The organism is Aeribacillus sp. FSL W8-0870 (genome assembly GCF_037963755.1).
Lineage (GTDB): Bacteria > Bacillota > Bacilli > Bacillales > Aeribacillaceae > Aeribacillus > Aeribacillus composti.
Window position 1 is genome coordinate 3,747,605 of sequence record NZ_CP150165.1, and the last position, 26,632, is coordinate 3,774,236.

Here is a 26,632-nt window from a genome sequence, read left to right on the forward strand (position 1 = left end):
AATCCTTCATAAGACTTCTGAAGGATTAAACAAGATAGGAAAAAATGGTTTGTCCGATAAATCCCTAAAATGAAGTGGCTCCAAAAAGTCAGTTAACTTGGGCACCTCTCCAACGGAATATTTTGACTGTACCAAATGAATGGCTCCAAAAAGTCAGTTAACCCTGACTTTTTGGACAGCCCTACCATCATTTTAAGCGTCTATTCATTTCGATTTTTTCCACCTTAGTCTGTCTTAAAAACGCTTGGCAAACAAGGAACTGATCTTTAGCGAAGATGCGAATCGAATCAAAAAAGTTCATGAGCGGACGAGGCCAGTGACGCTGGATGAAAGCATTCACCGACAGTCTGAATGCCTCCCAAATAAGGAAGGCTAGACTTTGTTCAGCTGTTTTTATTCATTTGTATATTTTGCAAATGAAGCTCCAAGCAGGTAACAATAGTTCAAATGGCAAGAATAAGCTTTCCACATAGCTCAAACAGCGGCTGAAAATTAAAGCCTAATTTCTGGATAAAACAATACTTTGCCGATGAACTCTTTTTTTTCTAAAATTTTTTCAAACATTTTCGGTCCTTCCTCTAACGTGATGCGATGTGTGATCAGCGCCTCAGCGTTTAATTTTCCGGTTCTCATACAATCGATTGTCGTTTTCCATTCTTTTCCCGGAAACGGAGACGATATGGCATTCCAAGATCCTAATACGGTTAATTCGTTTCGGACGATTTTTTCAAAGTAAAATCTTTCGACTAGGACGTCTCCGTATGGAATTCCCATAAATACAACCTGCCCTCTCTTTTTCGCTAATGAAAAAACTTGGGCGGATGTTACAGGGGATCCCGCTGATTCTACAGCAATGTCTACTCCTTTTCCATTCGTCAGCTCCATGATTTGATCATATGCCGATTTTTCAAGAGGGTTGATCGTAAAATCCGCTCCCATTTCTTTGGCAATATTTAATTTCTGATCATCGATATCAATCGCAAAAATTTCACTTGCTCCAAAAATTTTTGCCCATTGGACTGCGAGAAGCCCGATAGTTCCGCATCCCATGACAGCAACACTGTCACCCGGCTGCAACGATGTCCGGTAAAGCCCGTGTACGACAACGGATGACGGCTCAATCAAAGCGGCGGAGTCATAGCTTATCTCGTCCGGTATGAAAAGCACATTTTCACCAGGCAATTTCACATATTCGGCAAAGGATCCCGGCTGTAAGGCTCCAATAACATGCAAGCTTTCACATTGGGACAAAATCCCTTTTTTGCAGCTTTCACATTTACCGCAATATAAAGCAGGACAGCCGACAACCCTGTCTCCTGCTTTTACATGAGAGACAGAAGGACCAACTTCTACCACTTCACCGGAAAATTCATGTCCCCAAATCATTCCTTGTACGTAAGGTCCCAGTTTTGCATATCTTGAAATGTCTGAACCGCATATGCCTGTTGCTTTTACTTTAATGATCACGTCGTTCTCATTTTCTATCCTTGGTTCAATAGCATCCTCGAACCGCAGATCTCGTTTTCCGTAAAGTTTTAGCGCTTTCATTTCCTATTCCCTTTCCCGCATGGTTTAATTTTCGTTATGAACCTTCATATCTTGCTCCGAACGAACACCTTTAGATTTATTTTTGAAAAGCTTGTAAAATGCAACCGCCAACACGATTGAATTTATGATAAATTGATGTTCAATATAAAAATCGCTGACCATTCTCCCATACGGTCCAAGAATAAAATCTATGATGCTCTCAATCATTTTTTCACCTTCTTATTGACATGTTTGTCAATACTTTACTTCTTCCCCTTTGACAAGACTTACATTAGACATATCCCCACCTGCTATGCGGTGGGGAACAACTGATTATTCATGAACAGGAGTTAAAATAACTTTAATTGCATCGCCGCTTTTAATTGCTTCGTATGCTTTATCCCATTCAGAAATGTTGAATTGATGTGTTACAAGTGTTTTAGTATTTACTCTATTTTCATTCATCAAGGCTAAAGACGGCTCCCAATCGCTTGGTTTTTGACTGCGAGATCCGGTAAATACAATTTCTTTTTGAATAATTTTTTCCATATCAATAGGGATTTCAGATTTTGCATAAATGCCAACCTGTACAAATTGGCCTTTCTTTTTCAATAAATCGAGCCCCATGTTCAAAGCAGGTACAGCACCGGTACATTCAAATACTGCGTCTACACCGTAGCCATCCGTCAATTCATTGACTAATTGTTTGACGTCTTCTTCTTGAATGTTTACGGCATAATCCAGTCCAAGCTCTTTTGCCTTTTCCAGCCGCAGCTTGTCATTGCTTAATCCGGTTATGATAACTTTAGCTCCTAAATCTTTTACGACTTGAGCGACTAATAAACCAATCGGACCGGGGCCGAGTACTAAAACGACATCACCTTGATGAATCGTAGCTTTCTTTACTGCATGATGTGCACATGCAAGCGGCTCCGTCATCGCTGCAGATAGAAAATCTACATTTTCAGGAAGCTTATGAACACTTTCTTTACGTGCAATCAAATAGGTTGCAAAGCTTCCATCTTGCTGCGTGCCCAGCCCTTTTCTGTTGCTGCATAAATTGTAATCACCGGACTGACAGTATTTACATGTTCCGCATATATAATAAGTAGTTTCAGAGGTTACCCGATCTCCTACCTGAAATTCAGTTACATTCTCCCCGACTTCTGCTACTACACCGGAAAATTCATGGCCTAACGTAACGGGGGCTTTCACTTTGTAATGTCCTTCATACGTATGAATGTCCGTACCGCATATTCCGCTGTATTTCACTAAAATTTTGACTTGATCCGGTCCGACTTTCGGTTCTTCCACATCTACTATTTCCAAGTTCCCAAATCCTAGTTCTTTTTTTACTAAAGCTTTCATTTCTTTATCCCTCCAGCAAGCTGCAATATTGGAGACTATTAATTGAATAGCGCAAAAATTCTATAGATGACGTAATTGATCAGATTTCCACCTTGGTCGATACTAGAGATTTTGCTCGCTCCTTCAGGCATGTTAAATTTAGATTCTACAGCCATCTCAGTATGGAGCGCCGCCAAATCTGTCGCCATGTACAGTGACAGGGCGATTAACAACGTACCAACGATTACCGAATGAACAATGTTTCCTCTTGCAGCACCGACAATAAATGCAACAATGAAAGGAATGGTAGCTAAGTCCCCAAACGGAAGAACGTTATTTCCAGGTAAAATAATGGCGATTGCTACTGTGATCGGTACTAAAATAAGAGCTGTTGAAATTACGGACGGGTGACCAATTGCAACGGCAGCATCTAGCCCGATATAAATATTTTGTGCGCCGAATTTCTTTTGAAGCAGTTCTCTAGCTGATTCAGAAATCGGCATTAAACCTTCCATTAAAATTTTCACCATTCTCGGCATTAACACCATAACTGCTGCCATAGACATCCCGATTTCGATCGTATCTCCGACAGAATATCCAGCCAATAATCCTAATGCGACACCTAAAATTAGCCCCATAAAGATCGGTTCACCAAAGATCCCAAATCTTTTTTGAATCGTTTCCGGATCAGCATTTAAATTTTTAAGACCTGGTATTTTTTGAATCAATTGGATCAATGGGATACTAAGAACTGCGTATGAAACCGTGCTTCCCGTTGCAACAGAAATTCCCGGAAGCCCGAAATATTTATCAAGCATCGGAGCTGTCCAATCTGCAATTTTCAAGCAAGCAATTTGGAATAATACCGCGGCAATTAAGCCTTGAATAATACTGCCTGATAACGTATATACAATTGCACCGGTAAAAGTGTAATGCCAAAAATTCCAAATATCTACATTCATTGTTTTTGTCGTTTTTGTCACAAGCATCAAAACATTTACTAACAATCCGAGAGGAATGATAAAGGCTGCAATTGGGGAGGCCCAAGAAATCGATGCAGCAGCCGGCCAACCTACATCAATAACATTCAGTTCGATTCCAAATCGATCAACCATTCCTTGAGCTGCCGGCCCTAGATTATTGACTAAAAGATCAACTACTAAGAAAATCCCTACGAATGCAACACCAATCGTCAAACCGGCCCGAAAGGCTTTTCCGGGTTTTTGTCCGAAAATTAACCCTAGTATAAAAATCGCCACGGGCAAAATAACTGTTGCACCTAAATCTAAAAATGCTCGTATCGCATCAACAAAACCTTGCATATTTTTCCCCTCCTTAAACCCCTACCAAAATAATCAAACGTTTGTTTAATTTTTCAGCGCTTCCAAAATTTCTTTTTTCACTTCATCCAGTCCAATGCCTGTTAAGAAAGCGCGTGCATTAATAACCGGGAACGGGTACTCCTGCTGTACAATTGTTGTACTAATTAATAAGTCAGCCGTGTCCACATAAGAACCAACTTCTGTAATTTTTATTTGAATAATTTCACATTCAATGTTATGTTCTTTGCAAAGCTGTTGCACCGCATCATTGACAATAGTTGAAGTAGCAATTCCAGCACCACATGCGACTAATACTTGTTTTTTCTTCATTTCAATTCATCTCCTTTAAATCTAAACATTCTATAATTTTTGTTTTGATTAATGTTTTATTTTTTTCTGTTGTTAAAAACTTGATGACATCCTCGTTTTGAAAGATGCTTATCAGTTTTTGCAAAATTTTCAAATGAGAATTTTGCTTGTCGATCGCTAATAAAAACACAATTTTTACCGGAGTTTTTGCCTCCTGCTCCCCCATGATTCCAAACTCAACAGCGTCTTTTAGTATCGCCAAGCTGATCGCCTTTTTATTGACATGAACGGAATCCGTATGGGGAATGGCGACAGATATATTACTGGAAGTTGGGAGACCGGTCGGAAAGGTTTTTTCCCTCTCAATAATTGCATCTATAAAACTCTCTTTTACAAAGTTTTTTTCGTAAAGATGGTTTCCCATTACTTTCAAAACTTCTTCCTGATCCTTCGCTTTTAAGTCGCAAAAAATCAAAGATTCATCAAAATGCAAATCAATCACTGGTATATCACCTACTCCATTAATAAAAGAGCTTTTATTCTTGTGCATATAATTTCAGAACTTCATGTAAGTCTTTCATGCTTTGTGCGTTCAATACTTTATTCAAATCCTGTTCATTTCTCACTAAATTCATTAATTGCATGAATGCTTTTAAATGTTGATCTTTATCTAAAGCTGCAATCACAATGATTAACTTAATGGACTGATAGTTTTCAAAGGCTACTCCTTTTCGCAATTTCAATAAGCTCATCGATAAACGATTTACTCCTTCATCAGGTGAAGCATGTGGAATGGCTACATGTTCACTGATGACAAAATAAGGATCTGATTGGCAATGTTTGATCATTGCTTCAACATATTGTTCTTTAATGCTTTTATCCTTCAGCAAAGGCTGGGCCGCCAGTTTAATCGCTTCTTCCCAACTACGAACCGAATGGCGGAATATCATCGTTGAAGGAGTAATTAAATCGCATAAATTCGGATTTTTAATAGAATGATTTTCTAACTTGTTGTTAGAGCCTTGGTGAATATAGCTTTGAATCGCATTGTAAAGCTCTTTTTTATTTTTAATGACAGCATGCTTTTCAATAATTCCCATTAATTCTTCAACATTTATTACTTCAGGTACAAACCCATATAAGTCAGACATCACTTCTTTTCGCAATCGTCTTTTTTCTTCAGCACCAATAAAATGATCTACAAGGAAGAACTTTTTATTTGTTTTCAAATAAACTGGAGAAAAGACAATGTCATAATCCATTTCATATTGTTGGAATTCGCGCACAGACAATGAATCAAGAAAAATAAATTCAGGAAACAGTTCTCTTAGCGTCCCATACATCAATCTGGAAACTGATATTCCTTTTGGGCAGACAACTATGGCTTTCATTCTTTGGCTAATATTGTCGCCCTGCCTAGAAAGCCACCCGCCGATTAAAATTGTTAAATAAGCAATCTCACTTTCCGGAATAGCTGAACCGATTAAATCTTCCAGCGGTTTAACCGATTTTTTAACAAGATGATGCAATTCCTTGAAATTTTTATTGATATCATCAAGAACATCATTTGTATCAGTTAAATTGTATTTAATTCGAAAATAGGCTGGCTTCATATGAAGGACGAGCTTTTGAAGAAGCTGCTCTTTATCCTTCAAAAAAATGAACGTATTTTTTTCAAAGTTGTCGATCACTTGACTTAGCGCGCTTTTTAATTCAGGAATTTCTTTATCAATCTCCTCTTTAGACCAATAAACATTCGTTGTCAGCAAGTTCAGAGTAATAAAGAGCCGTTCTTCCTCTGAAACATTTGGAAAATCATGCAAAAGCTCTTCCGTTGCCAAGTATTCTTTTGTGCCGGAAATCTCATTATAATTAAGGTTAAAAGAACCGATATGATGGCCTTTCCGTATTCTTCTTAAAATAAAAATTAAAATATAAGGCATTAACTCAAGTTTTTCGTCTGTAAATTTCAGATTTAACGATGCCTCCACTTTTTCGAGGCGATTTTTAAATTCCTCTAACTCATCTACAGATAATTGCGAAATCTGAATGATCTTTTCTTTTCCTTGATCTGCTGTCCAGATGCTGTTCGTGATAGAGATTAACAGTTTCCGGCATTGAAATTCGTCTCCCTCAATGACGTATCCATATTTTCTTGAATACTTGTATTCAAGGCCGTGTTGTTCGACAATATCCTTTACTTTTTTCAAATCGTCAATAACGGTATTCTTGCTCACTTTTAGTTCAGATGTGAAATGAGCCAACGATAAGGCATCCATTCTCGTTAAAATCATCAATATAATGAAATGGACGCGCTGCAGTTTCGATAAATCATAAAAATCGACTGATTGAGTATTTTCCTTTTCACTCAATACTTTTAGTAAACTCGGATCTACAACAAAATAGCCGTGATTTGTCCTTTCAATCTGAGGGAAATTTTGTTCATAAAGCCAATCATTGATCTTGGAAAAACTATAATTGATCTGTCTCTTGCTCAAGTTGAATTTTTGAGCAAGTTCATTGCTACTAATGTTTGGATTTTTGATTACTTCTTTCAAAAGACAATTGCTTCGAATGTCTAGTAGCATTTGTACCTCCTTTCTAAGCACAATTTTAGGCCACTTTTCCTAAAATTGATTACGCTTTCATTCCTTTTTTTGAATTTTCGCTTTACAATTTTGGGATGAACTGATCTGTTCTCGTTATTATCAAATATTAAGGACACCTTCTGAACGAATGACATCCTCCTTCTGATAAGTCTCATTTTCAGGCATTAAGGCAGTCCGAAATGGATGCTGCATCAAGTAAATGGATTTAAATCCAATTACTTATTTAATTTATCTATAGACTTCCCAACAAGGATTTAGAATATAAAGAAGTACAAGGTCAAAGATCTTACCCAGTCGCTTGTAATCAACAGCGACGAAAAAACTGTCCATCCGGAAAAGATAAGACGGGATTCGTTTGACACTTACTGTAAAATCGAATGTCCTTGGATGTACGAGCTCTTCTTAACCGTCTTGTTAGGAATCAGCTAATATACTAACACAATTACATAATGTTATTTATAATTTCATAAAAGAAACATAATGAAAAATATTTAAAATTTTATCTAAATTTTAAAATATAATTATAGAAAATCCATATTTTATCATAAATTAAGGAAAGATGTATGAAATCATAATACAAATTCTTATTATTCATTCGTATAAAAAACGTAATTTTTTTTATTGAACTCAAATGAAATTTACTGTATATTCTAATTATTCTTATAATTAAAAATTCTATGGGGTGGGATTAGCTGATGAGCGATTTTTCAAATGAGAAATTCACGGTTGCTGCCGTACAAGCCTCTTCGATTTTATATGACAGGGAAAAATGCTTGGAAAAAGCTATTTCGCTAATTGAAGAATCGGCGAAACAAGGGGCTCAATTAGTTGTATTGCCTGAGTCTTATATTCCTGGCTATCCGTATCACATCTGGTTAGGAACACCAATGTGGTATCATGAACTATTTAAGGAATGGTTTCTCAATTCTGTAGAAGTACCTAGTAAAACAACTGATGCTTTATGTGAAGCTGCACGAAAACATAATATACATGTCGTTATTGGTATTTCAGAGCGCGACGGAAAAACATGCTATAACACAATTTTATTTATTGATAATAAAGGGAAAATTTTTGGCAAACACAGGAAATTGATGCCGACTCATGTTGAGCGTGTTCATTGGGGCATGGGAGATGGAAGTTATCTAAATGTTTATGACACAGAGCTGGGACGAATGAGCGGGCTGGTCTGCTGGGAGCATACTATGGATTTGGTACGTCATTCCCTTATCGCACAACGCTCCCAGCTGCATTGTGCCGTATGGGTAGAATTTTCAAGTATAACGGGTTGGGATACATTATTTGATATGTCTACTGAACTATCTGCGCGTTATCATGCTCAAGTAGGCGGATGTTTTGTTATCAATTGTCAAAGTACAGTCGACAAGGACAATGTGGAAAAGTTAACACAGACTGAATATCAAAAAGAGTGGATAAAGCCTGGAGGGGGCTGGACGGCGATTATCGCACCCGGTGGTTCCATATTATCCGGTCCTTTAAAAGGAAAGGAAGGTATTTTGTACGCTGAAGTTGATATGAAATTAATTGCTGATATGGCACATTGGCACGATGCCATCGGACATTATTCACGACCTGATGTGACTAGTCTTCTGTTAAACCGCGAGCCTTATAAAGTGCTCCGAGATATGAACAATGCCAATAACATTAGTAATCCGAAGAATGGAAGTGGTCATGATCAACAATCTGTTGATCAAATAATGAACTTGTTAAAGCAATTAGAACAAAATCTTCGAAGCAGTGAATCAGATGAGCTCAGCAGAAGATTATCAGAAATTCAGCGCGAAGCCGTTCATGCATTTACAAGGGGGAATTAACCATGTGTCTTTGTTCTTTCGGTCCGAATTCTGGTGTTCACACTTATGATGTGACAAAATCAAAAGTAACGTATTTCAAATATAATATCAATGATCGTACTTTAGTTACGAACAAACAAGAGCAAGCAGATAGTGAAGCGTTGCCTAAGGGAAAAAGTCAATCATTATAAGCATATGCAACAAAAACTCCCTTGTTTTTCTCGAAACTAGGGAGTTCTGAATGACAGAAATATAGCCAATTTTTCAAACGAACGAACATTCGTCTGTTCTTCATTATAAATCGCCGACCAGCAACCATTACGGATCAGCAGGTTGCAAATAATCAGAGACAAACAAAATCCGAAATGTTTCTGACCGCAAGCTGCCATTGACCGTCATCTTGTATGGAAAGAGCATCTTGAAATTTTAGCTCAGAGTTAAGCAGGAAAAATCAGGAGCTTTACAATCGGTATTTCGAAAGAACGGCTCTTCTTGTGATTATTTTGCAAAACGAGGTGCTCTAAGTATGCTCCTATAGTCTATGATTTCACGATTCCTTGACGCCACATGATCCAATATTAAACGGAAACTTTATTTTATACGCTAACTCTTGAAAGTCTATAAAAGGATTGCGGTTTCCCTGTATATAATAAATCGATTGGTTCCGATGCTTTTCATAGATGGAAACGGGAAACGATTCATGCCAGTGAATCAGTAAAGAAAGATTAATTTGTTTAAGGTTGCTTTTTTTTATTTCATTCGGGTATCGCAATAAAAAATACATCATTGCTCTCGCAACAGTACCTTTGCCATGTTCCGGTTCGAATCGGCCGTCTTTGACAACTCCGCAGCGATTGCGGATTTTTTCTTTTGGCGATTCCGGCTGATAAAAAGAAAAATCATGAAAAGGATAATTGGATCGTTTGACATTGCACTCCGGATGACAAACAAATAAATGATGCAAATCGCTTTTCATCGGTTCCCGTGTCTGAAACCAAGACTGCGGAACAATATGTTCTGTATTATATTTTAAACGCAAGTCAATGCTTTTCATCTTTTTCAATAAAGAAACGTCCTTTTTGCTCACTATTTCTAAAAGAGCTTGAAATTGCTCATATCTTTTTTGAATTATTTCGAAATCTTCTTGTATGATTCGGCTAGGATCGCTTTTTTCGCCAGAATAGATGCTTTTCACTGTTCCATCCGGCTGCAAATCGACCCACGTATACAAATAATGATCTTTGCATATAAAATACGGCAGCTGATTTTTATGTGTTTTTTTCACTAGATTATGATAATGGTAAAATAGGTTCAGCCCCTTGATTTCTTTTCCGATGACATTTTTGTAATAATGCTCTATATCTTTTTTATCTTTTTCTGGATCATAATAAAACTTCGTGTTTTGGCGGATTTTTTCCTGATTCTGCAAAAGAGTAAGAGATGTCCGAGTACGATCTTTTTTCTGCCACTCCTTGTGCTCTGCAATATTTTTAATTAAAGGTGCATCTTTTCTCCTTTTTCTTCCCATCATTCCTCATACCTCAATAATTAGTATCATGCTTGCAAACAATGAAACTTTGTTACTTTTGCAGCTTGCGAAATACAAGAAAAAATTTTCATCGTCAACAGCCAATCAAAAACCTTCTATTATTCTTTATTAATGGAATAATGCCAAACTCCTTTTTCCATCTCCTTTCTAATTTTTCCGTTTAATTCCAAATAATCTAGATGTCCTATAATTTCAGACATCACAAGCGAAAACTGCTCCGAATACTTATTTCCATAATAGGCTTGGGCTAGACTGCTCGCGGTTGTTACCCCGTTTAAAATGAGATTCATAATTTTTTCTGCTTTTTTCTCAATCCCTTTTAATCTTTTATTTATTAAATCTTTCGGGTCTTGAATGAATACGCCGTGTCCCGGAAATACGAGATCGAGAGGCAAATCCGAAACTTTCTCTAAAGAATGTTTATGCTGGAGTAAAGTCGGCATCCGCCGTCCAAAAGAATCGGGTTCGACAAGTGCGTTGCTGGATATATGCTGAATCAGCAAATCACCTGAAATCATCCAACGATGCTTTGGATCATACAGCGCAATTTGATCCGGAGCATGTCCGGGCACCTCGATAATTTGAAAATCCAAATGGCTGCTCTCGACTGGAATGATCTCCGCTTGGATAGCAAGTTTTCTGTTTTTCACAATCGATTCTTTTAAATAATCGACCTGCTTTCTCCCTGCTTCATGACATCCCATTTCCTCATATAATTTAGAAAAAAACTCCACCCTCATCTCAAGAAATTGGCGGTCTCTCTTTAAGCGCGGGATCGCATTTTTGTGGGCATAAACTTGAATGGGGTGATCCGCAATGATTCGATTCACTAATCCGACATGATCTATATGGTTGTGAGTTAAAATGATTTCGGTTAAGTCATGCAAAGCCAACCCGTTTTTTTGCAGCGTTTCCAACAATGCATTCCAACAAGCCTCATGATCCAAACCAGCATCTATTAAAGCAAGGGATTCTTTTGCTTTCACTAAAAAAAAGTTGATCGTTCTTAAATTAGACGGAACATCGACGATAATCGGGATGATTTCATAATTTTGCTTGCGAAGCTCCATATTTTTACTCCCCCTTTGTTTTGACGAACCAAATAAACCGCTTAAAACCCCCGACTTTAAAATTTGATACAAAGCGAAAAAAAGAGTTATGTGATTTGTTTCAGTCCTTGCAGTGCAGACGCTTACTTTAACCAAATCCCCATTTTTGCCATACCCTTTGGAAAATTTAGAACTGTATAAACATATTATATGTTTTTTTAAAAAGGTTTGTAAAAGAGAGGCTGCCAATTTATTTTCCATTTGTAACATGTAAGGCAATAACAAATATAGATCCGGTAGTACGGCCGCTGATTTCACGCTAATTTTACATCAAAAATCCCCATCGCCAACCGGCCGATAAGGTACTGTAAATTGACGCGCTTCATATTAAATACCAAAGCTCTTTACTGAGAAATAAATAACCCTCTTCCTTATTTTCAATGGAAAAGGGAAATCTGCTTGAACATTAAAATTCATAAATTCTTTTTTACATGTTGATCTAGGTCCGAAACAGGCAAAAGAACTAGCAGCTTCTTGCTAGCATTCTTATACATAAAATAAATCCGGTCGAATGAAAAAACGATTCAACCGGAATTAGTTTTTCAATAATTTCTGAATATCTTGCTCAAAATCAATCGGTTCGTCCCATGGTTCATATCTATTCACGACTTGGCCGTTTTCATCAATTAAATATTTTGTAAAATTCCATTTAATATCGTTGCCAACCAGCCATTCAGGGTATTCATTCGCTAGTTTGATTTTTAATAGTTTTTCTGCCGTATTCGATTCATCAAATCCGCGGAACGGCGCCTCATTTTTCAAATATTCGAATAATGGATGAGCGTTTTTTCCGTTCACGTCGATTTTTGCAAACATCGGGAATGTAACGCCATAATTTAATTGGCAAAAAGAAGCTGCTTCATCGCTTGTTCCCGGCTCCTGTTGATCAAACTGGTTGCATGGAAATCCTAGTATTTCAAAACCTTGATCATGAAATTTTTTATACAGCTTTTGCAGTTCTTCAAACTGGTATGTAAATCGACATTTACTAGCGGTGTTCACCACTAAGAGCACTTGACCTTTAAATTCTGCTAAAGAAACTTTTTCGCCGTTTGCTTTTTCTACTTCAAATTGATAAATAGACATAGGAAACACCTCTTTATCTATTATTAAGTTATAATTATTATAATATAAAAATATTATCACGCAAAAAAATTGCTCTCAGTTACAAATTTGGAAACTTTTTCCTGAATCAAAAAGAAGGTGAATGCCCGCCTATTTTTTCAATTTGAAGCATTGATGTTTTTAGAATGGCTGCCTTTGTCCTCCTTTACTATAAAAATTTGGGAGCTCTCGGCGGAATCCATTAATTTTTGAAAATATATGTTTCCTCTTTGTAAATAACTCGAGCCTTCACAAGTATTGATTATTTTCCGGCGCTCGCATTTAAGTTGTAATTAGATACACTCACTAATTCCTTCATTCATTTCTTGTGTTAAAGTGATAAAGTAAGCAGGCAAAAGTTCTCCTTCAACCGTTCCATACTTATAAGTATTCAACCACTAGTGCCAGCTGGACTTTTTGTCCAATCTTTCCTTTCATCTTAAGCTCCCGCCTGCAGATCAACATAATCTTTGAGTTGGCTTGAATGGACAGTGAACAAATCCCATCTAACCAAAGAAGATTTGGAATTTTTCTTACTAATTATGCCAATTTAATTGTACCTCAAATCTTCCATATAGAAAATGATTCCGAACAACCTGCGTGACTTTTTCTTATTTTCAATGTTGTCAAGGCGTAGTGATCATAAATTATTGCCGGCAAGCAAACTGCTGTTAAGAGAAAGGATTAAAAAGCAAAAAAAACCGGGCGAAAAAATGGGTGCCCGGTTTGCTGTCTTATTTACTTGTTTCACTTAAATCTTTCACAGTTTATCCATTGAAGCTGCAAAAAATCTTTTATGTATATGATTCATTCACTGAATCTATTCAGCCTCATTTTTCTCTCCTATTTGAAAAAAGTCGGATGAATAGCCGTTACGAATGGAAAGCATCAAAATTTTTATTCACTTGCAATCTTTATTTCGGTATTCAATCCAATTTCAGGGATATCTTTATTTTCCAAGTACAAAGTGCCCGGCAGTTCCGGTGTTGTCGATCCGTCAAAGCGCAAAGTAATATGCCCCAATGTTGTTAAGTTTCTTTGCACAGCATCGCCGACAGACGTGATTTCAAATTTTTCATTATTAATATAAAGCTTCTGTCCAGCTTGAATGACTCCTTCCGCCTTTACGACATCAATGACATAACAAAAATCTTTCAGATCCTGTGGAGCTTCATTGCCAAATAAAATAATCATTTTCTCTTTCAAAAAATGATCAGCCATTGTTCCGATTCCTTTTATTTTATTCTTATAAATGATTGTCATAAAGTCGGCACAAACCTGTTGCGGTTGTGCCTTCCCTCCCATATGTCAGATTTTTGCAAAACTCATGATGTTATGATCAGAAAATTTACGAATCATAAAGTCCGAAGCTTGCCAGCCAAGCGACAAACACCCTTGGAACCCCGATTAAGAATCTTGAATAAAGGACGGACGGTACACCGACCTCTACTGTTTCAGGTTCCGCTTCTGCAAGTCCTAAACCTACAGGTATAAAGTCACAGGCGTTTTGCGTATTGATGGCAAACAATGCTGGCAGCGCCAAGTTTGGCGGGATATTCCCTTTGCCAATTTCCACTCCAATCAGCGTCCCGATAATCTGAGCGATTACTGCTCCAGGTCCAAGCAAAGGTGATAAAAATGGCAGCGAGCAGATAAACCCGATTAAGAGCAATCCCCATATATCGCCAGCCAGCGGCGACATGATCTTGGCAAATACGTTTCCGATTCCTGAACCTTGAATAATTCCAATCAGCAATGATACAAAAGCCATGAACGGAATAATCGTGTTAATCATTGTTTGCACTGCTTCACGTCCTGCTTGATAGAACGTGCTAATGACTTTTCCTGCGCCAAGTCCAATTTTCGTTAGTAAGTTTTTATTGGAGCTTGCTGCCATTGTTTCAGAAATCTTTTTATCACTGCTATATTTAAACTCTCTTTCAGGTTTTTCTTCCGGGATTTTTTCTTCAGCCGGAGCCGCCTCTCTAGCACTCTCTTCAACGGGCTGAATTTGATCCAACCCCACATCTGAAACGTAAATATCTTCCGTAATATATTGGGCCAACGGTCCGCTTTTTCCTGTTGGCATAATATTGACAGTTGGAATGCGTTTTTGCGGATAGATGCCGCAGCGTAATGTACCGCCGCAATCAATAATTGCAAGCGCAATCTCTTCATCCGGTACTGATGTTTTAAAACCGTTGACCGGCTCGGCACCTGTCAGTTCAGCAATTTTGTCTACAATTTCAGGCTTTGCTCCTCCGGTAATATAAACAATTTTATTTCTTTTTTCCGTCGGTGTAATGATGAGCGGTCCGCCAAAACCGCCGCTGCCCTTCACAATTTTTATCGACCGATATTTAGCCATTTCCCATTCCTCCTCCTTTTCTAACGATGATGTAACGTTACTTCTGTTTTCAATTTAATATTTTGCTGTTTTTCTACTATTCTTGTTGTAAAATCTGTAATCCAGCCTGCGAAGAAGTTCATCACGAGACCGACAAGGAAATAACGGACAGCCAATTCTGCAGTGCTCAAACCTAGTTTCTCAATTCCAGCCGCAATACCGAGCCAAATAAATAATTCCCCTGGGTTTATATGTGGAAATAAACCGTTGCTGGTATGGCAAAAATATGCACCTGAAGCGAAATAGCTCGGTTTATATCTTTCCGGCAAAAAACGTCCTAATGACAACGCCATTGGATTCCCTAGCATAAATGAACCGACAAGCGGCAAGACTAAATATCTTAACAACGGGTTTTTAGAAGATGCCATCGCAAGTTTATTGACCCGCTTTTCTCCAATAAGCTGAATGAATGTATTCATACAAACCATCAATAGCAACACAAGCGGAACAATGCTTTGCATCCACGAAATAAATGTTTCTGCGCCAGTTTTAAACAAATTCATAAAACCTTCAGCAATCGTAACAATAATATCCACGTTCCTCACCTCTTCATGATTTTTTTACCGAAACAATGTTTTCTGCCTGCATCATGATTCGTTTAAAGATACTCGGCTTTTCGGGAATTTCCCCGCCGCTCATAATAATCTTATAATTGCTGACCGCATCCAAAATAGCTGATTTCAATAGCTTGTTGCAATGAGCCATATCGGCTTCTCCAAGCGTTTTTATATTTTTGCCCGTAAAGCCTTTCAATTCCCGAACTTTCGCTAAAACTGTAACCCCTTGTATTTTCATTGCTTTCAGAATCTTCCCGCTGTCGGAAACGGCAAATAATACAATGGTGCCCGCCCGAATTCTGCCGGGGCGCTTTCCGATTGCCACTTTTCCAATCTTTCGCAGCTCTATATACGCTTTGGCAAAATGTTTAATTTGAAAATAACCTAATGCCAATTGCACGATAAATGCTCCTGCTATAAAAAGCATAATGATGATCAATTGCATCCTATCACATCCCTAAGATTGATGATGAACTGCTTGCTTGTTCGAGGTATTTTGTAAAATCTTCGTAGCTGGCTGCACCGGCCAATTCCTCTACCTGTTTCTGATCAGAGGCGATTTTGATGATTTCATCGTAAATTTTAATCAGGAGGCTTGCATCATTATCGGCTTTTTCCGGTATTCCCAACAGAAAGACAAGCTTGATTTCCTTCCCGTCAACCACTGCTTTTTCAGGAAAAACACCGATCGCCATTTCAATCTGATTGGACTTGTAGTTAACTGTATGCGGCAAGGATATATACCGGTCAAAAACCATTGATCCTTTCTCTTCCCTTTCTCTCAGCCTCTCTTTAAACCCTTCGTCCAAATAGCCTTTCTTGACTAAAACGTCGATCATATCATTCACATTTTCGTGGTAGCCTTTATTTGTATCTAAGACGAAGAATTTATCTTTGTTGAGTAAAAGTTTTAAAATTGAACGGTGATTGCCAAAATCTTTCATTTTAAATTTTTTCCGATAGGTCATCTTTTCTATTTGCCTGGAAACATTCGCTTCGTCAAAGATTTCGTTAATTATGATGACAGGTGGATCAATTGCAAAATGAAGCTTTACTGTTGAAAAGACCATATCGTATTGATTCAAAAGCTCTTTTGAAACTTCAATTTCAGAGTAAATATCAATTTGAGTATTTGGATTTAATATGCGCTGCAGTTGAATAGAGACTAATTTGGCAGATCCCCGCCCGGTTCCGCAAATGACTGCAACTTTTTTTAATGCTCTCGTTATTTCATCATGTTGGGCAATGAATACTCCGAAATACAAGGATAGGTAGCCAAGCTCATCTTCAGGAACCTTCAGTCCATACTCTTTCTCAATTACTTGCCCGGCAATTTCGGCCAATTTAAAGGCGACAGGATACTTCTCCTTCACATCAGCCAGCTGCGGATTTTTCAAACGCACATCAAACATCAAGCGGTTCAGCATAAAGGTTAAATGATACAGAATATCTTTGAAAAATGTTTCATTTTCGAAAATAATGCTTTTATCAAACCCTACTTGTTCGATTATTAAGTCCAAGAGACGTTTAATATCGTCGGAAATTGTAATATCTGCAATTGTTCGAATGTTTGTCGGCGTTCTTCTTCCCGCGATCGGCAATGTTATAAACAGTATTTCAGGTTGTGAAATTTCAACCGGCAAATGCCGTTCGATTACGGAAACGATTTCTGAAGCAATCGAATAGTCCTGTGTATTTAATAGTTTGTTATATTTTTCATCCAATTCCGTAAGAGGATGATTTTTTATAAAACGATCCAACATGACAATAATAAATTGCATTAACTTTTTTTGGGTGGTAGACTCTAAATTGTAGTGATTGGCAATCTTCATTATTTCTTCTTTAATATCTTCATCCAGCGGGTAATCCCCGTATAAATAGTCATAGACGTTATCTAATATAAAAAAACGGATATCCAGTTCATTTCCTTTTAGGCTCATCCCGCTGTTCGGTTTTCCATGAATGGCTAAATTGTAAGATTCCAACGCTACGGCAGCTTTTTTTATTTCATTTACAAGAGTTGTTCTCCCCAGATTCATGTCAAAAGCGAGCTCATCCAGCGTATTCCTTCCTTTGCTGTTGATTAATCGATCAATGATAAAAGCGATACGCCTTTGTGATGAATCCAGCATGTTTTTCTTCTTAGAAACGGTTTCAATGAAATCATCAAACCTATGCCCATCTTCAATAAACAAATGGTAGCCTTTTCCCTTTTCGTTTTTGATGGCTGCAATCCCATTCAGTTCACTGTTAAGTAGCTTAATATAATTGCGGATTGTTCTCGTGCTGACCCCCAATGAGTTGGCAAGATAATCCAAAGAACAATAGGATTTTTTTTGAAACGTTTCTAGCATTTGAACAACACGGCCATCAATTGTAAAATCCAACAATATTCACCACCTTTTACGTAAAAATAAAGTGACATAGTTTCGTCTATCAGTCAAAGGTAGTGATTGGAATTTTGTGATATTTCGTTATAGGACCATTTTTTTAGGCTGCTGTGATCTTAACCGCGGGATTTGCCTCCAGAAATATTAACTGTCGTACCAGTAATATAACTTGCACGGTCTGAAGCCAAGTAAGAAACTAAATCGGCTATTTCTTTTAGTTTACCCGGACGCCCAAGAGGAATGGAATTGCTGTAATCCGTTGACAATTGATCAACTGTGACGCCTCGAGTATAGGCAAGCGCTTCATTATAAGCATCTGACGTCAAGCCTGTCGGTTCGTTGATGCCAGGCGCCACCGCAACAACTCGGATATTGTATTTGCCGAGTTCTTTTGCCCACGAACGAGTGAAAGCTATTAATGCTCCCTTTGTCGCGGCATAGCAGCTTTGTCCAGATGATCCTTCCTGTCCGGCTTCGGAAGCAATATTGATAATAACTCCTTTATTTTGTTTAATCATTTCCCTGGCAGACGCCTGTGCACAAAGGTAAGGACCTTTTTGATTGACAGCTACCATAAAGTCAAAATCTTTCTCATTCAACTCGTATTCAGGTTTTTCACCTTTGACATCGACTAACAGTCTTGGCAGGTTGACTCCGGCATTATTTACTAAAATATCGACTGAGCCGAATAATTTCACGGTTTCGGCCACCATTTTGTCAACGCTTTCTTTTTTTGTAACGTCACATTTTAGAAAATAAGAACCATTATCTTGCGGTCCTTCTTCTCCATTTAAATCGGCTACAACAACTTTTGCCCCATTTCGGATCAGTTCGTTTGTGATATGTAATCCGATCCCGGAAGCGCCGCCTGTTACAATCGCCACCTTTCCTTCTAATTCAAGCCATGAGTCACTCATTACGATCTCCTCCTTTTGATCTAGTCTCTGCTCATTAGATGCTTTTAGTGTAAAATGTTTTAACCTTTTATTTAATACACAGTTTTTCACTTAAAATTGAAAAGTGGTGCATGAGCGGACAAAACGGTGGAAACAGATTGGAGCTGTAGAAATGAAAGAAAGTCTTACCTGCTTTCAAGGGTGGCTATAAGCCAAAAGACATATAAAAGTACGGAGTAACGAGAAAAAGACGTTCAACGTTCCAGAAGAAATACCGTAATGAACGCAAGCGCACGACGTAACGAAGCGATATTCGTTCATGAAAGCAAAATGGTGTAAACCGCACGCTTTCAGCAGCTGATAAATATATGAATGAATCGGATTGTTTTATTTTTATTGCATGAATTTTAGACTACAGGAAATCTATCATTTATTAACGAAAAAATAATCTTTCTTATCAAATGAAGGATTAGACTATAAATCCCTAATTTTTAGTCAAAAAACGATGCAAAACTTATCATTTCAAAGGCAATGGGTGTTGAACCACGATTGTATTCCTCCTTGTATTCACTAACGGGAAGCAGTCTTCATGTTTTCATTTTTACACTATCAAATGTGTGGACTGAATTTGCAAGATTTAATGCTTTTGAATTACTCTAAATTGCTGATTTTTATTTACATAATATTACAAAAAAGTTTATTCTGGCATCATACGTAAGGGAATAAGACAAGCTTAATTACTTGTGAGCGGCAAAATAGACTTATAGGAATATTAAGTGAGGTCATCATTTATATACCTACTAATGCCCAATTAGGAATTAGACTAGTTTTAAATGAATATAGATTCAGGAGTGAAAAGATTGCGTAACATTATTTTATTATTCATTATGTTTTTTTGGTTGGCTGCAATAATGTAAATGAATTAAAGAAAGATGAGAAAACTGCAAGTTACGGAAATTTTGAGCTGAAATTAAAAGTCCCCAAAGTGGTTAAAAACAAACAAGAATTTGATATCATTGCAGCTTTTAAAAATAACGGAGCTGAAACAACTTTATTTCATAGTAAACCAATAATAGAATCATTCATTATAAAGGATAAGCGAGGTGAAGTAATTTATTCAAAAGATTAAACCTCAAACAGAGTTTTATATAAAGACGAAATCAAGCCTAATCAAAAATTTGAGGAGAAATTTCATATAGCTATAGATAAAACGGGAACATATTATGTAGCAGTCAACACTTCCAAATTATCTGAGAGCGAGGATGTTGAAGGCAAAAGATTTTCCATGAAGAACATAAAAATAAATGTTGAACAACAACATATAAGCAATCTTACAAATTAAACCCGGCTTTTATTATGATCCCTCTTATGCAGACAGTTAGGAAAAAGTTTAACCTTCGTTTTCTGCAAGAAAAAAATACAGAGTGTTGCAGTATATCTTTATCAAAATTTTGAATAAATGTATATGTGATCTATCCATCAAGGGCTTGGCGTAAATCCTCTGTAGCCATGATTCTTTAGTCAAGCGCCAGCTTCAACAGTTTTGGCAAAACCAAAAAAGGTTATCATGGCTCCTCCTCCATGTAAAGCCCCATTGCATATCACTGCATAAGGATTTTGCAATTCTCTGCACTTTTATTTTGCAAAAAACACCTAACCTGTCTCACAGAGGGATTTTTCACGGAAATAAAAGGATAAATATACTGATGAGTTTCAATGATGGTTGTTTAGGAATCTTAAACAGGAACGACGTTTAGCTAAAAAATTTCTTGAAATATTCGTCAGTAGGTTAAAAAATGCGAAACCTCAAAAAAGATTGATCAAAAGCATTTGCAGACCAGAGGAAACTTTTATCGTACTGCCTGAAGGCCACATTTCGTATAGCCTTTTTAAACATCTACTCTACTATCGGAAATGACAAAATAACCGATGTTCCTTGCCCTTCTTCACTTTCAATTTTCATCGTCCCGTTATGTAAAGCAACAATTTGTTTGACGATGGAAAGCCCGAGGCCTGTTCCCCCTGTTTCTCTTGAACGCGATTTATCTGTCCGGTAAAAACGTTCCCCTATACGATCCAATTCTTTTTTCGGTATGCCTATTCCATTATCCCGAACGATAACAACAGCCCGCTTCTCTTTCTGATACAATGCAATGTTGATCATCCCGTTTTCGAAGGAATACTTAATGGCATTGTCAATCACATTACAAAAAACTTGATGCAGCCGGTTCATATCTCCCATAATGATGATTTCATCATCTAAATCTGTTTTGATGGATATATTCCTTTTCTTCAGCGCAGGCGCAAACAGTTCTAATGAATCAAGAATCAATTGGGAAAAGGCGATCGGCTCTGCTTCAAGAGTCATATCTTTGTTTTCCAGCTCATTTAATTGTAATAAGTCGTTTATGAGCTTCTGCATTCGCGTTGTTTCTTTATTGATGAGCAGAAGATGATTTTTCGCCTCTTCTTTTGATGAATAAGCTTCATCCAGCAAGATTTGCGTGTATCCTCCAATATATGTGAGAGGGGTTCTTAATTCATGAGCCACGTTGGATAAAAATTCTTTCTTGCGCTCGTCTTGTTTTTCAAGAGATTCCGTCATTTTGTTGAAGGCGCTCGCCAATTCTCCTATATCATCTGACGTTTGGATAGGAACTCTTTTAGAAAAATTTCCGCGGCTGATCTCTTTTGCAATCGTTTGAATAGTTCGCAGCGAACGAAAGATCGAATGAATTGAGTACGTGATAACAAAATAGATCAATACGAAAAAGATTAAACCGAACAAGATTAAAATCGGAATCCCTTTACTAAAAACCTCTGGTATTTCGGCTAAAGGAATATAAATATATATAAAACCTATTAAGTTCTGTTCGTGGGTTAGCGGGAATATTGCTCCGACAATCTTTCGATCCAATTCATGAACATAGCCCTCTTTAACTACGTATTGCCCGGATGAGAGCTTTTTCTCATCTTCTTGACTGATCAGATGTTTGTAATCAATTTGATACGGAAAATGTTGATGAAGCTCATCTAATTGATCAACAGCTATTACTTCATAAGGTGAAATGAGATTATACCATTCAATTTTTTCTTTAATATCTTCACTAAGCGAGCCGTAATGAAAGTGAGCAGCTGTCTGCTTTCCTTCAAAAATAAGCCGCTCTTTCACACTGCGAATGTAAAGCTCTTTATATAGGAAGTGAATGAACAGAAAAGAAAACAAGATGGAAAAAATAATGCTGATGAAAAAGAGCAGCAATACTTTTTGACTAACTGAAAAATGTTTTATTTTTTTCAAGACGGCACCTCAAACTTGTAACCGATTCCCCAAACGGTTTGAATTAGATGGCTGTGCTCCTTTAATTTTAGACGAATCGTTTTAATATGAGTATCAACGGTTCGTTCACTTCCTGCATAATCGGAATCCCATATTTGGTCAAGCAATTGACCACGTGTAAATACTTTTCCTTTATTTTTGGCTAAAAGGAATAATAGATCAAATTCTTTTTGTGTGAGCGCAAGCCTGCGGCCTTCAACAGTGGCAATCCGGCCTTGAAGATCAAATTGCAACGGTCCAATAGCTGCTATTTTTACATCGCTTGCAATTCGATGTGTTCTGCGAAAAATCACTTCCATACGCGCCAAAAGCTCTGAAGGATGAAAAGGTTTTACTATATAGTCATCTCCCCCAATCTTTAAACCTTTCACCTTATCTTCCTCATTCCCTTTTGCCGTTAAAAAAATGACTGGAGAATCAATTTGAAGATATTGCCGCATTTCCTCGACTAAAGTAAAACCATCAATGTAAGGCATCATGACATCAACGATCAGCATATCCGGGTTTTCCTTTTTTAATCTTTCAAGTGCTTCAAACCCGTCTTTTGCTTCCAAACATATATATCCTTCTCTTGTCAAATACGTTCTAATCAGCTTTCGCATCTTTTCTTCATCATCAACGATTAACACCTTTAAAGACATCAGCCACTTGACACCTTCTCTCAACTTATTAAATGAATTTTCTAATTTATTAATTATAACCAGAAATTATGAAATTTGTTTGAAGTTTTTCATAAATTTGTCCTAGTAAGCTCCGAGCGATAGAAAGGCAAGCAAATGCTTCACATGACTGTCCATCATGTTTAGACCTCCTGCGATTGGATTTGACAAATTGCCAATTTTAAAAGCAAAGGCCAGTAAATGAATGTAAGAAAGGAAACAAATGTAAAAAAATATCCAAATAGGCTTCATAGTTTTCACACAATTATACGCTAACCTTCAATTAGAACAATGACACTGAAAAAAGGATTCCGTCATGAAAAAATTATGGTATTTAATCGTTTTTTTGATGCTTTTTTGGACACATCCATCCAGCATCCATGCCGAAAGCACATTGCAATATCTGATTGATCAAGCTCCAGAGCACTCAATCGTGAGAATACCGAGAGGCGTTTATCATGAATCAATTGTGCTCTCAAAACCTGTTACGTTACAAGGAAATGGACAAGTAACCATTCAATCCTGCCGTAAAGAACCCGTCATCTCCATCAAAGGTCAACGCGTTTCAGTAAAAAACGTAACGGTCATTCAATGCAGCCAAGAGAAAAACGCTGCCGCTATACAAGTATCAGGAAATCATCACCGAATTGAACACGTTCATATTCGTACAAAGGGGATCGGGTTAAAGCTTGAACACGCCTATCACACCGTCATCACACAAAGCTCGATAAAAGGTGAAAAACAACATAACGGGATTGATTTATGGAAGTCAGAACAAAATGTCATTGAAAAAGTCAGAATCGAAAAAGTGAGAGATGGGATTTATATGGAGCAAAGCGATTATACAACGGCCGTCCAAAACCTCATCCAGCAATCAAATTACGGCATACACATTATGTATTCTGACCACATAACAATTCAAAAAAACATTTCCAAAAATAACGTGGCAGGAGCGATGGTCATGGAAACAAAGGGTGGAAAAATCGAAAATAATGAATTCATTTTTAACAACCGCAATGTTCATGCTCAGGGGATTCTTTTATTTGATGCGACAGAGACAAAGGTGGTTCGCAATAATATTTCTTATAATCGAGTTGGTATTTTGGCCGAAAGCGCCTCCAATAACCTTATTTTATCCAATGAAGTGCGTGGGAATTTTATTGGCATTCAATTCAAAGAGGCGAACGGAAACATCGTTTCAAACAATACGTTTATTAGCAATGTAAATGAAGCTCAAGCTTTGAGCAGCTCGGACAATGAAGTGAAAAGGAATTATTGGGACGCCTCTCTAAAGCTTGATGCCGATGGATCCGGTTATAGCGACATACCTTATAAAACGAATCCGTTCTTTTTAAGTTTGACGAAGGATATTCCAGAATACCAGCTGTTTTTCCATTCACCAGGCATGGTTGTATTGCAAAAATTATGGAAAAGTCCAGACAATGAAGCGATGACGGATGACTCGCCGCTTATGACAGCTAAAATACAAGATGAATCAAAGTCATCTTCTGGAGTGATCATTGTTTTCAGTCTTCTCTTGTTTTTAGGAAGCATTACTTTATGGAGGATAGGGAGGAAAAAAGAGGATGCGTAAAATGTATTTCATTTTCATGTTATGCGCTCTACTGATTATCACTGCTGCGTGCGGAAAAAAGGAAGTGTCGCCAAGAGCCATTGATGAAAAAAACGATAAATGCGCTCAATGTAACATGGCTGTAATGGATAATCAGTTTGCAACACAGCTTATTTTAAAAAATGGCAAAACATTAGTTTTTGATGATATCGGATGTATGTATAAATGGAAAAGCGAAAATAAAAATGAAAACATCGAAGCGGAATTCGTCAGAGATTATCATTCGAAAGAATGGGTTGAATCTGATAAAGCAACCTACGTGTATGATCAATCGATACGGACGCCAATGGCCTACAACGTCATTTCTTTCCAAGATAAAAAAGATGCTGAAGCCTTCATTTCAAAAAATAGCGGAAAAATATTAAACTTCGATCAATTGCAAGATCATAAATGGAAAATGAATAAAGAAATGATGGAAAAGAATATGCAGGATGGTCATACGGATATGAATGGCGACCACAGCCACATGGATGAGGGCAATGATCATTCACATGAATGAAGGGCAAATTTATAAGTGCCCTTTTTTTACAGCGGGAGGAGTTATGCGGAACATATGGAAAGCCGAATGGCGTTTGACAATCAGGCAGCGTTCTTCTTACACGTTTGTGTTTCTATGGATTTTCGTTTTATCATTACTATTTTTGTTAGAGCGGAATAACCCTGCTCTCACAGGCTATACAAACATGACAGGCACAATCGCCAACATTGTGCTGTACATCGTACCACTGTTTATGCTGGTGGCTGGATCGTTTTCCATCGCGAATGAAATGGAAAATGGCCAGTGGAGTCTTTTATGCACGTATCCGTTGCCGACTATTGCCTATTGGGTTGGGAAGCTTTGCGGGCAATTGACCGCACAATCTGCCATCTTCAGCTTAAGCTTCAGTTTGAGCCTTTTGGTCGGCACTTTATTGGGAAGTTCATTATCTTTGAAATGGGTGCTCATTTTATATATTTTTTCTATCTCGCTAATATGTTTTTTTCTCGTCATCGGCTTGACCATTGGCTCGTTTTCAGAAACGAGATGGCAAGCTCTCATACTTTCGGTCGGCGTGTGGTTCTTTCTTATCATGATATGGCCGACTGCAGTCATTTCCGTTTTGAGCTTTGTCCCTTATCCGATGATAGCTCCGCTTTTAAAGGCATCTTTATTCTGTAATCCGGCGGAATTGCTCCGCATAGTATTTGTTGTTCAGCTTGACGGCGGAGCTGTTTTTGGACAATCATACGACGAGCTCATCTCTTTTATGCAAACAAAAGCGTTATGGGTGCTGTTCGTCGGTTATATGTTCATCTTTTCAAGCATCATGCTTGCATTTTCCGTCTGGAAGCTTGAAAGGAAGAAAAGACAATGACAACATTACAAGTCTCCGACGTTTCAAAAAAATATAAAACAAAAGTTGTGCTTTCTTCCATGTCACTGGAAGCAAAAAAAGGGGAATGCATCGTATTATGCGGCGGAAACGGAGCCGGAAAAAGCACGCTTCTTCGCATTTTGGCGGGTATTTCAAAACCGTCCTCCGGGGACATTGTTTTAAACAATGTCAGTCTAATTAAAAACAGAAAAAACTATATCGAGCAGATCGGCTACATGCCCGATGATTTTCATGCTCAGCAATTCATGACGCTTCAAGAATTTTTATCATTTTATGCCAAACTGCGGAAAAAAGATCAATCATCTGTACAAGACATTTTAAAAAAAATAGGTTTGGAAGAATTTAAAAGAGAACTAGTGAAAAATGTATCAAAAGGAATGAGGCAAAGACTATTATTAGGACAAGCATTGTTAGGAAATCCAAAACTGCTCTTGTTAGATGAACCAACAAATGGTTTAGACCCATTTTGGATTGATCAGTTTGTCAATTTGATAAAAGAACAAAAGATGAAAGGCACAATCATCATTTTTTCCACTCATATGATGGATGTTGCCGCAGAAGCAGGCGATCAAATTCTGTTTATAAAGGAAGGCTCTATTATTGACCATATGAAAAATACAATTCATAAGGAAAAAACCGCATTGCAATTGTTGAGGTTATATCGACATGATCTATAAAAGTTTTGTC

The 26,632-nt window shown here is 37.5% G+C and carries 24 protein-coding genes; 6 read left to right on the forward strand and 18 right to left on the reverse strand.

Translation table 11 applies throughout. The features are described from left to right. Positions 1–492: 492 nt before the first annotated feature. The 7 genes from NSU02_RS18065 to NSU02_RS18095 all read right to left on the reverse strand — a co-directional run bounded on the left by NSU02_RS18065 (position 493) and on the right by NSU02_RS18095 (position 7,093). A complete protein-coding gene (locus NSU02_RS18065; RefSeq protein ID WP_339193475.1) occupies positions 493–1,548 on the reverse strand; it encodes a galactitol-1-phosphate 5-dehydrogenase in 1,056 nt (351 codons plus the stop codon). A 24-nt stretch (positions 1,549–1,572) separates the two neighbouring features. Then, positions 1,573–1,755, reverse strand: a complete 183-nt coding sequence (locus NSU02_RS18070; protein ID WP_066251194.1) for a hypothetical protein — start codon at positions 1,753–1,755, stop codon at positions 1,573–1,575. Positions 1,756–1,860: 105 nt separating this feature from the next. Further along, positions 1,861–2,895, reverse strand: a complete 1,035-nt coding sequence (locus tag NSU02_RS18075) for a zinc-binding dehydrogenase (protein WP_063388865.1) — start codon at positions 2,893–2,895, stop codon at positions 1,861–1,863. A 38-nt stretch (positions 2,896–2,933) separates the two neighbouring features. Continuing rightward, a complete protein-coding gene (locus tag NSU02_RS18080; RefSeq protein ID WP_339193477.1) occupies positions 2,934–4,196 on the reverse strand; it encodes a PTS galactitol transporter subunit IIC in 1,263 nt (420 codons plus the stop codon). A 45-nt stretch (positions 4,197–4,241) separates the two neighbouring features. Further along, on the reverse strand, positions 4,242–4,526 hold the full coding sequence (locus NSU02_RS18085; protein WP_063388867.1) for a PTS sugar transporter subunit IIB: 285 nt from the start codon (positions 4,524–4,526) through the stop codon (positions 4,242–4,244). Between the two features lies 1 nt (position 4,527). Continuing rightward, positions 4,528–5,007, reverse strand: a complete 480-nt coding sequence (locus tag NSU02_RS18090) for a PTS sugar transporter subunit IIA (RefSeq protein ID WP_082829602.1) — start codon at positions 5,005–5,007, stop codon at positions 4,528–4,530. Between the two features lie 34 nt (positions 5,008–5,041). After that, positions 5,042–7,093 carry a BglG family transcription antiterminator gene (locus NSU02_RS18095; protein WP_063388869.1) on the reverse strand — a complete coding sequence of 684 codons (2,052 nt, stop codon included), beginning with the start codon at positions 7,091–7,093 and terminating at the stop codon, positions 5,042–5,044. A gap of 716 nt (positions 7,094–7,809) precedes the next feature. Here NSU02_RS18095 and NSU02_RS18100 point away from each other — a divergent pair. Continuing rightward, a complete protein-coding gene (locus NSU02_RS18100) occupies positions 7,810–8,946 on the forward strand; it encodes a carbon-nitrogen hydrolase family protein (RefSeq protein ID WP_339193478.1) in 1,137 nt (378 codons plus the stop codon). Between the two features lie 2 nt (positions 8,947–8,948). Next, positions 8,949–9,116, forward strand: coding sequence for a hypothetical protein (locus tag NSU02_RS18105; RefSeq protein ID WP_157727840.1), 168 nt, complete (start codon positions 8,949–8,951; stop codon positions 9,114–9,116). 356 nt (positions 9,117–9,472) lie between these two features. Here NSU02_RS18105 and NSU02_RS18110 read toward each other — a convergent pair whose 3' ends face one another. The 11 genes from NSU02_RS18110 to NSU02_RS18160 all read right to left on the reverse strand — a co-directional run bounded on the left by NSU02_RS18110 (position 9,473) and on the right by NSU02_RS18160 (position 22,918). Continuing rightward, positions 9,473–10,456: an endonuclease gene (locus NSU02_RS18110; protein ID WP_339193480.1), complete on the reverse strand. Its 984-nt coding sequence runs from the start codon at positions 10,454–10,456 to the stop codon at positions 9,473–9,475. 116 nt (positions 10,457–10,572) lie between these two features. Next, complete coding sequence (locus NSU02_RS18115; RefSeq protein ID WP_339193481.1) at positions 10,573–11,544, reverse strand: MBL fold metallo-hydrolase; 972 nt, start codon at positions 11,542–11,544, stop codon at positions 10,573–10,575. Positions 11,545–12,117: 573 nt separating this feature from the next. Continuing rightward, complete coding sequence (locus NSU02_RS18120) at positions 12,118–12,669, reverse strand: glutathione peroxidase (protein ID WP_339193483.1); 552 nt, start codon at positions 12,667–12,669, stop codon at positions 12,118–12,120. A gap of 915 nt (positions 12,670–13,584) precedes the next feature. Beyond that, positions 13,585–13,950 (reverse strand): PTS glucitol/sorbitol transporter subunit IIA, encoded by a 366-nt coding sequence (locus tag NSU02_RS18125; RefSeq protein WP_063388881.1) that lies wholly within the window; start codon positions 13,948–13,950, stop codon positions 13,585–13,587. Between the two features lie 85 nt (positions 13,951–14,035). Then, on the reverse strand, positions 14,036–15,055 hold the full coding sequence (locus NSU02_RS18130) for a glucitol/sorbitol-specific PTS transporter subunit IIBC (protein ID WP_063388882.1): 1,020 nt from the start codon (positions 15,053–15,055) through the stop codon (positions 14,036–14,038). 20 nt (positions 15,056–15,075) lie between these two features. Next, a complete protein-coding gene (locus NSU02_RS18135) occupies positions 15,076–15,630 on the reverse strand; it encodes a PTS glucitol/sorbitol transporter subunit IIC (RefSeq protein WP_066251165.1) in 555 nt (184 codons plus the stop codon). A 13-nt stretch (positions 15,631–15,643) separates the two neighbouring features. Further along, positions 15,644–16,096 carry a transcriptional regulator GutM gene (locus NSU02_RS18140; RefSeq protein ID WP_186439333.1) on the reverse strand — a complete coding sequence of 151 codons (453 nt, stop codon included), beginning with the start codon at positions 16,094–16,096 and terminating at the stop codon, positions 15,644–15,646. 4 nt (positions 16,097–16,100) lie between these two features. After that, positions 16,101–18,038: a BglG family transcription antiterminator gene (locus NSU02_RS18145; protein ID WP_339193486.1), complete on the reverse strand. Its 1,938-nt coding sequence runs from the start codon at positions 18,036–18,038 to the stop codon at positions 16,101–16,103. Positions 18,039–18,157: 119 nt separating this feature from the next. Continuing rightward, on the reverse strand, positions 18,158–18,958 hold the full coding sequence (locus NSU02_RS18150; RefSeq protein ID WP_066251157.1) for an SDR family oxidoreductase: 801 nt from the start codon (positions 18,956–18,958) through the stop codon (positions 18,158–18,160). A gap of 1,876 nt (positions 18,959–20,834) precedes the next feature. Continuing rightward, on the reverse strand, positions 20,835–22,238 hold the full coding sequence (locus tag NSU02_RS18155) for an ATP-binding protein (protein ID WP_066251154.1): 1,404 nt from the start codon (positions 22,236–22,238) through the stop codon (positions 20,835–20,837). Further along, entirely contained in the window at positions 22,235–22,918 is a 684-nt protein-coding gene (locus tag NSU02_RS18160; RefSeq protein ID WP_063388886.1) for a response regulator transcription factor, read from the reverse strand. The genes NSU02_RS18155 and NSU02_RS18160 overlap by 4 nt, the downstream gene beginning before the upstream one ends. A gap of 334 nt (positions 22,919–23,252) precedes the next feature. Between NSU02_RS18160 and NSU02_RS18165 the strand changes: the two genes are divergently transcribed. From NSU02_RS18165 to NSU02_RS18180, 4 genes are read left to right on the forward strand one after another with little or no spacing between them, the layout of a single operon-like run. After that, entirely contained in the window at positions 23,253–24,530 is a 1,278-nt protein-coding gene (locus NSU02_RS18165; protein WP_339193489.1) for a NosD domain-containing protein, read from the forward strand. Next, a complete protein-coding gene (locus tag NSU02_RS18170; protein WP_327848122.1) occupies positions 24,523–25,068 on the forward strand; it encodes a nitrous oxide reductase accessory protein NosL in 546 nt (181 codons plus the stop codon). Before NSU02_RS18165 ends, NSU02_RS18170 begins: the two co-directional genes overlap by 8 nt. Positions 25,069–25,111: 43 nt before the next feature. Then, positions 25,112–25,924, forward strand: a complete 813-nt coding sequence (locus NSU02_RS18175) for an ABC transporter permease subunit (RefSeq protein WP_339193492.1) — start codon at positions 25,112–25,114, stop codon at positions 25,922–25,924. After that, positions 25,921–26,622 (forward strand): ABC transporter ATP-binding protein, encoded by a 702-nt coding sequence (locus NSU02_RS18180; RefSeq protein WP_339193495.1) that lies wholly within the window; start codon positions 25,921–25,923, stop codon positions 26,620–26,622. Before NSU02_RS18175 ends, NSU02_RS18180 begins: the two co-directional genes overlap by 4 nt. Positions 26,623–26,632 lie beyond the last annotated feature (10 nt).

Coding starts and splice junctions, on each gene's coding strand:
- NSU02_RS18180 (WP_339193495.1), top strand. CDS start 25,921: ATGACAACATTACAAGTCTCCGACGTTTCAAAAAAATATAAAACAAAA.
- NSU02_RS18070 (WP_066251194.1), bottom strand. CDS start 1,755: ATGATTGAGAGCATCATAGATTTTATTCTTGGACCGTATGGGAGAATG.
- NSU02_RS18075 (WP_063388865.1), bottom strand. CDS start 2,895: ATGAAAGCTTTAGTAAAAAAAGAACTAGGATTTGGGAACTTGGAAATA.
- NSU02_RS18085 (WP_063388867.1), bottom strand. CDS start 4,526: ATGAAGAAAAAACAAGTATTAGTCGCATGTGGTGCTGGAATTGCTACT.
- NSU02_RS18105 (WP_157727840.1), top strand. CDS start 8,949: ATGTGTCTTTGTTCTTTCGGTCCGAATTCTGGTGTTCACACTTATGAT.
- NSU02_RS18125 (WP_063388881.1), bottom strand. CDS start 13,950: ATGACAATCATTTATAAGAATAAAATAAAAGGAATCGGAACAATGGCT.
- NSU02_RS18100 (WP_339193478.1), top strand. CDS start 7,810: ATGAGCGATTTTTCAAATGAGAAATTCACGGTTGCTGCCGTACAAGCC.
- NSU02_RS18160 (WP_063388886.1), bottom strand. CDS start 22,918: ATGTCTTTAAAGGTGTTAATCGTTGATGATGAAGAAAAGATGCGAAAG.
- NSU02_RS18130 (WP_063388882.1), bottom strand. CDS start 15,055: ATGGCTAAATATCGGTCGATAAAAATTGTGAAGGGCAGCGGCGGTTTT.
- NSU02_RS18140 (WP_186439333.1), bottom strand. CDS start 16,096: ATGCAATTGATCATCATTATGCTTTTTATAGCAGGAGCATTTATCGTG.
- NSU02_RS18080 (WP_339193477.1), bottom strand. CDS start 4,196: ATGCAAGGTTTTGTTGATGCGATACGAGCATTTTTAGATTTAGGTGCA.
- NSU02_RS18165 (WP_339193489.1), top strand. CDS start 23,253: ATGAAAAAATTATGGTATTTAATCGTTTTTTTGATGCTTTTTTGGACA.
- NSU02_RS18115 (WP_339193481.1), bottom strand. CDS start 11,544: ATGGAGCTTCGCAAGCAAAATTATGAAATCATCCCGATTATCGTCGAT.
- NSU02_RS18150 (WP_066251157.1), bottom strand. CDS start 18,958: ATGAGTGACTCATGGCTTGAATTAGAAGGAAAGGTGGCGATTGTAACA.
- NSU02_RS18095 (WP_063388869.1), bottom strand. CDS start 7,093: ATGCTACTAGACATTCGAAGCAATTGTCTTTTGAAAGAAGTAATCAAA.
- NSU02_RS18120 (WP_339193483.1), bottom strand. CDS start 12,669: ATGTCTATTTATCAATTTGAAGTAGAAAAAGCAAACGGCGAAAAAGTT.
- NSU02_RS18065 (WP_339193475.1), bottom strand. CDS start 1,548: ATGAAAGCGCTAAAACTTTACGGAAAACGAGATCTGCGGTTCGAGGAT.
- NSU02_RS18170 (WP_327848122.1), top strand. CDS start 24,523: ATGCGTAAAATGTATTTCATTTTCATGTTATGCGCTCTACTGATTATC.
- NSU02_RS18110 (WP_339193480.1), bottom strand. CDS start 10,456: ATGATGGGAAGAAAAAGGAGAAAAGATGCACCTTTAATTAAAAATATT.
- NSU02_RS18175 (WP_339193492.1), top strand. CDS start 25,112: ATGCGGAACATATGGAAAGCCGAATGGCGTTTGACAATCAGGCAGCGT.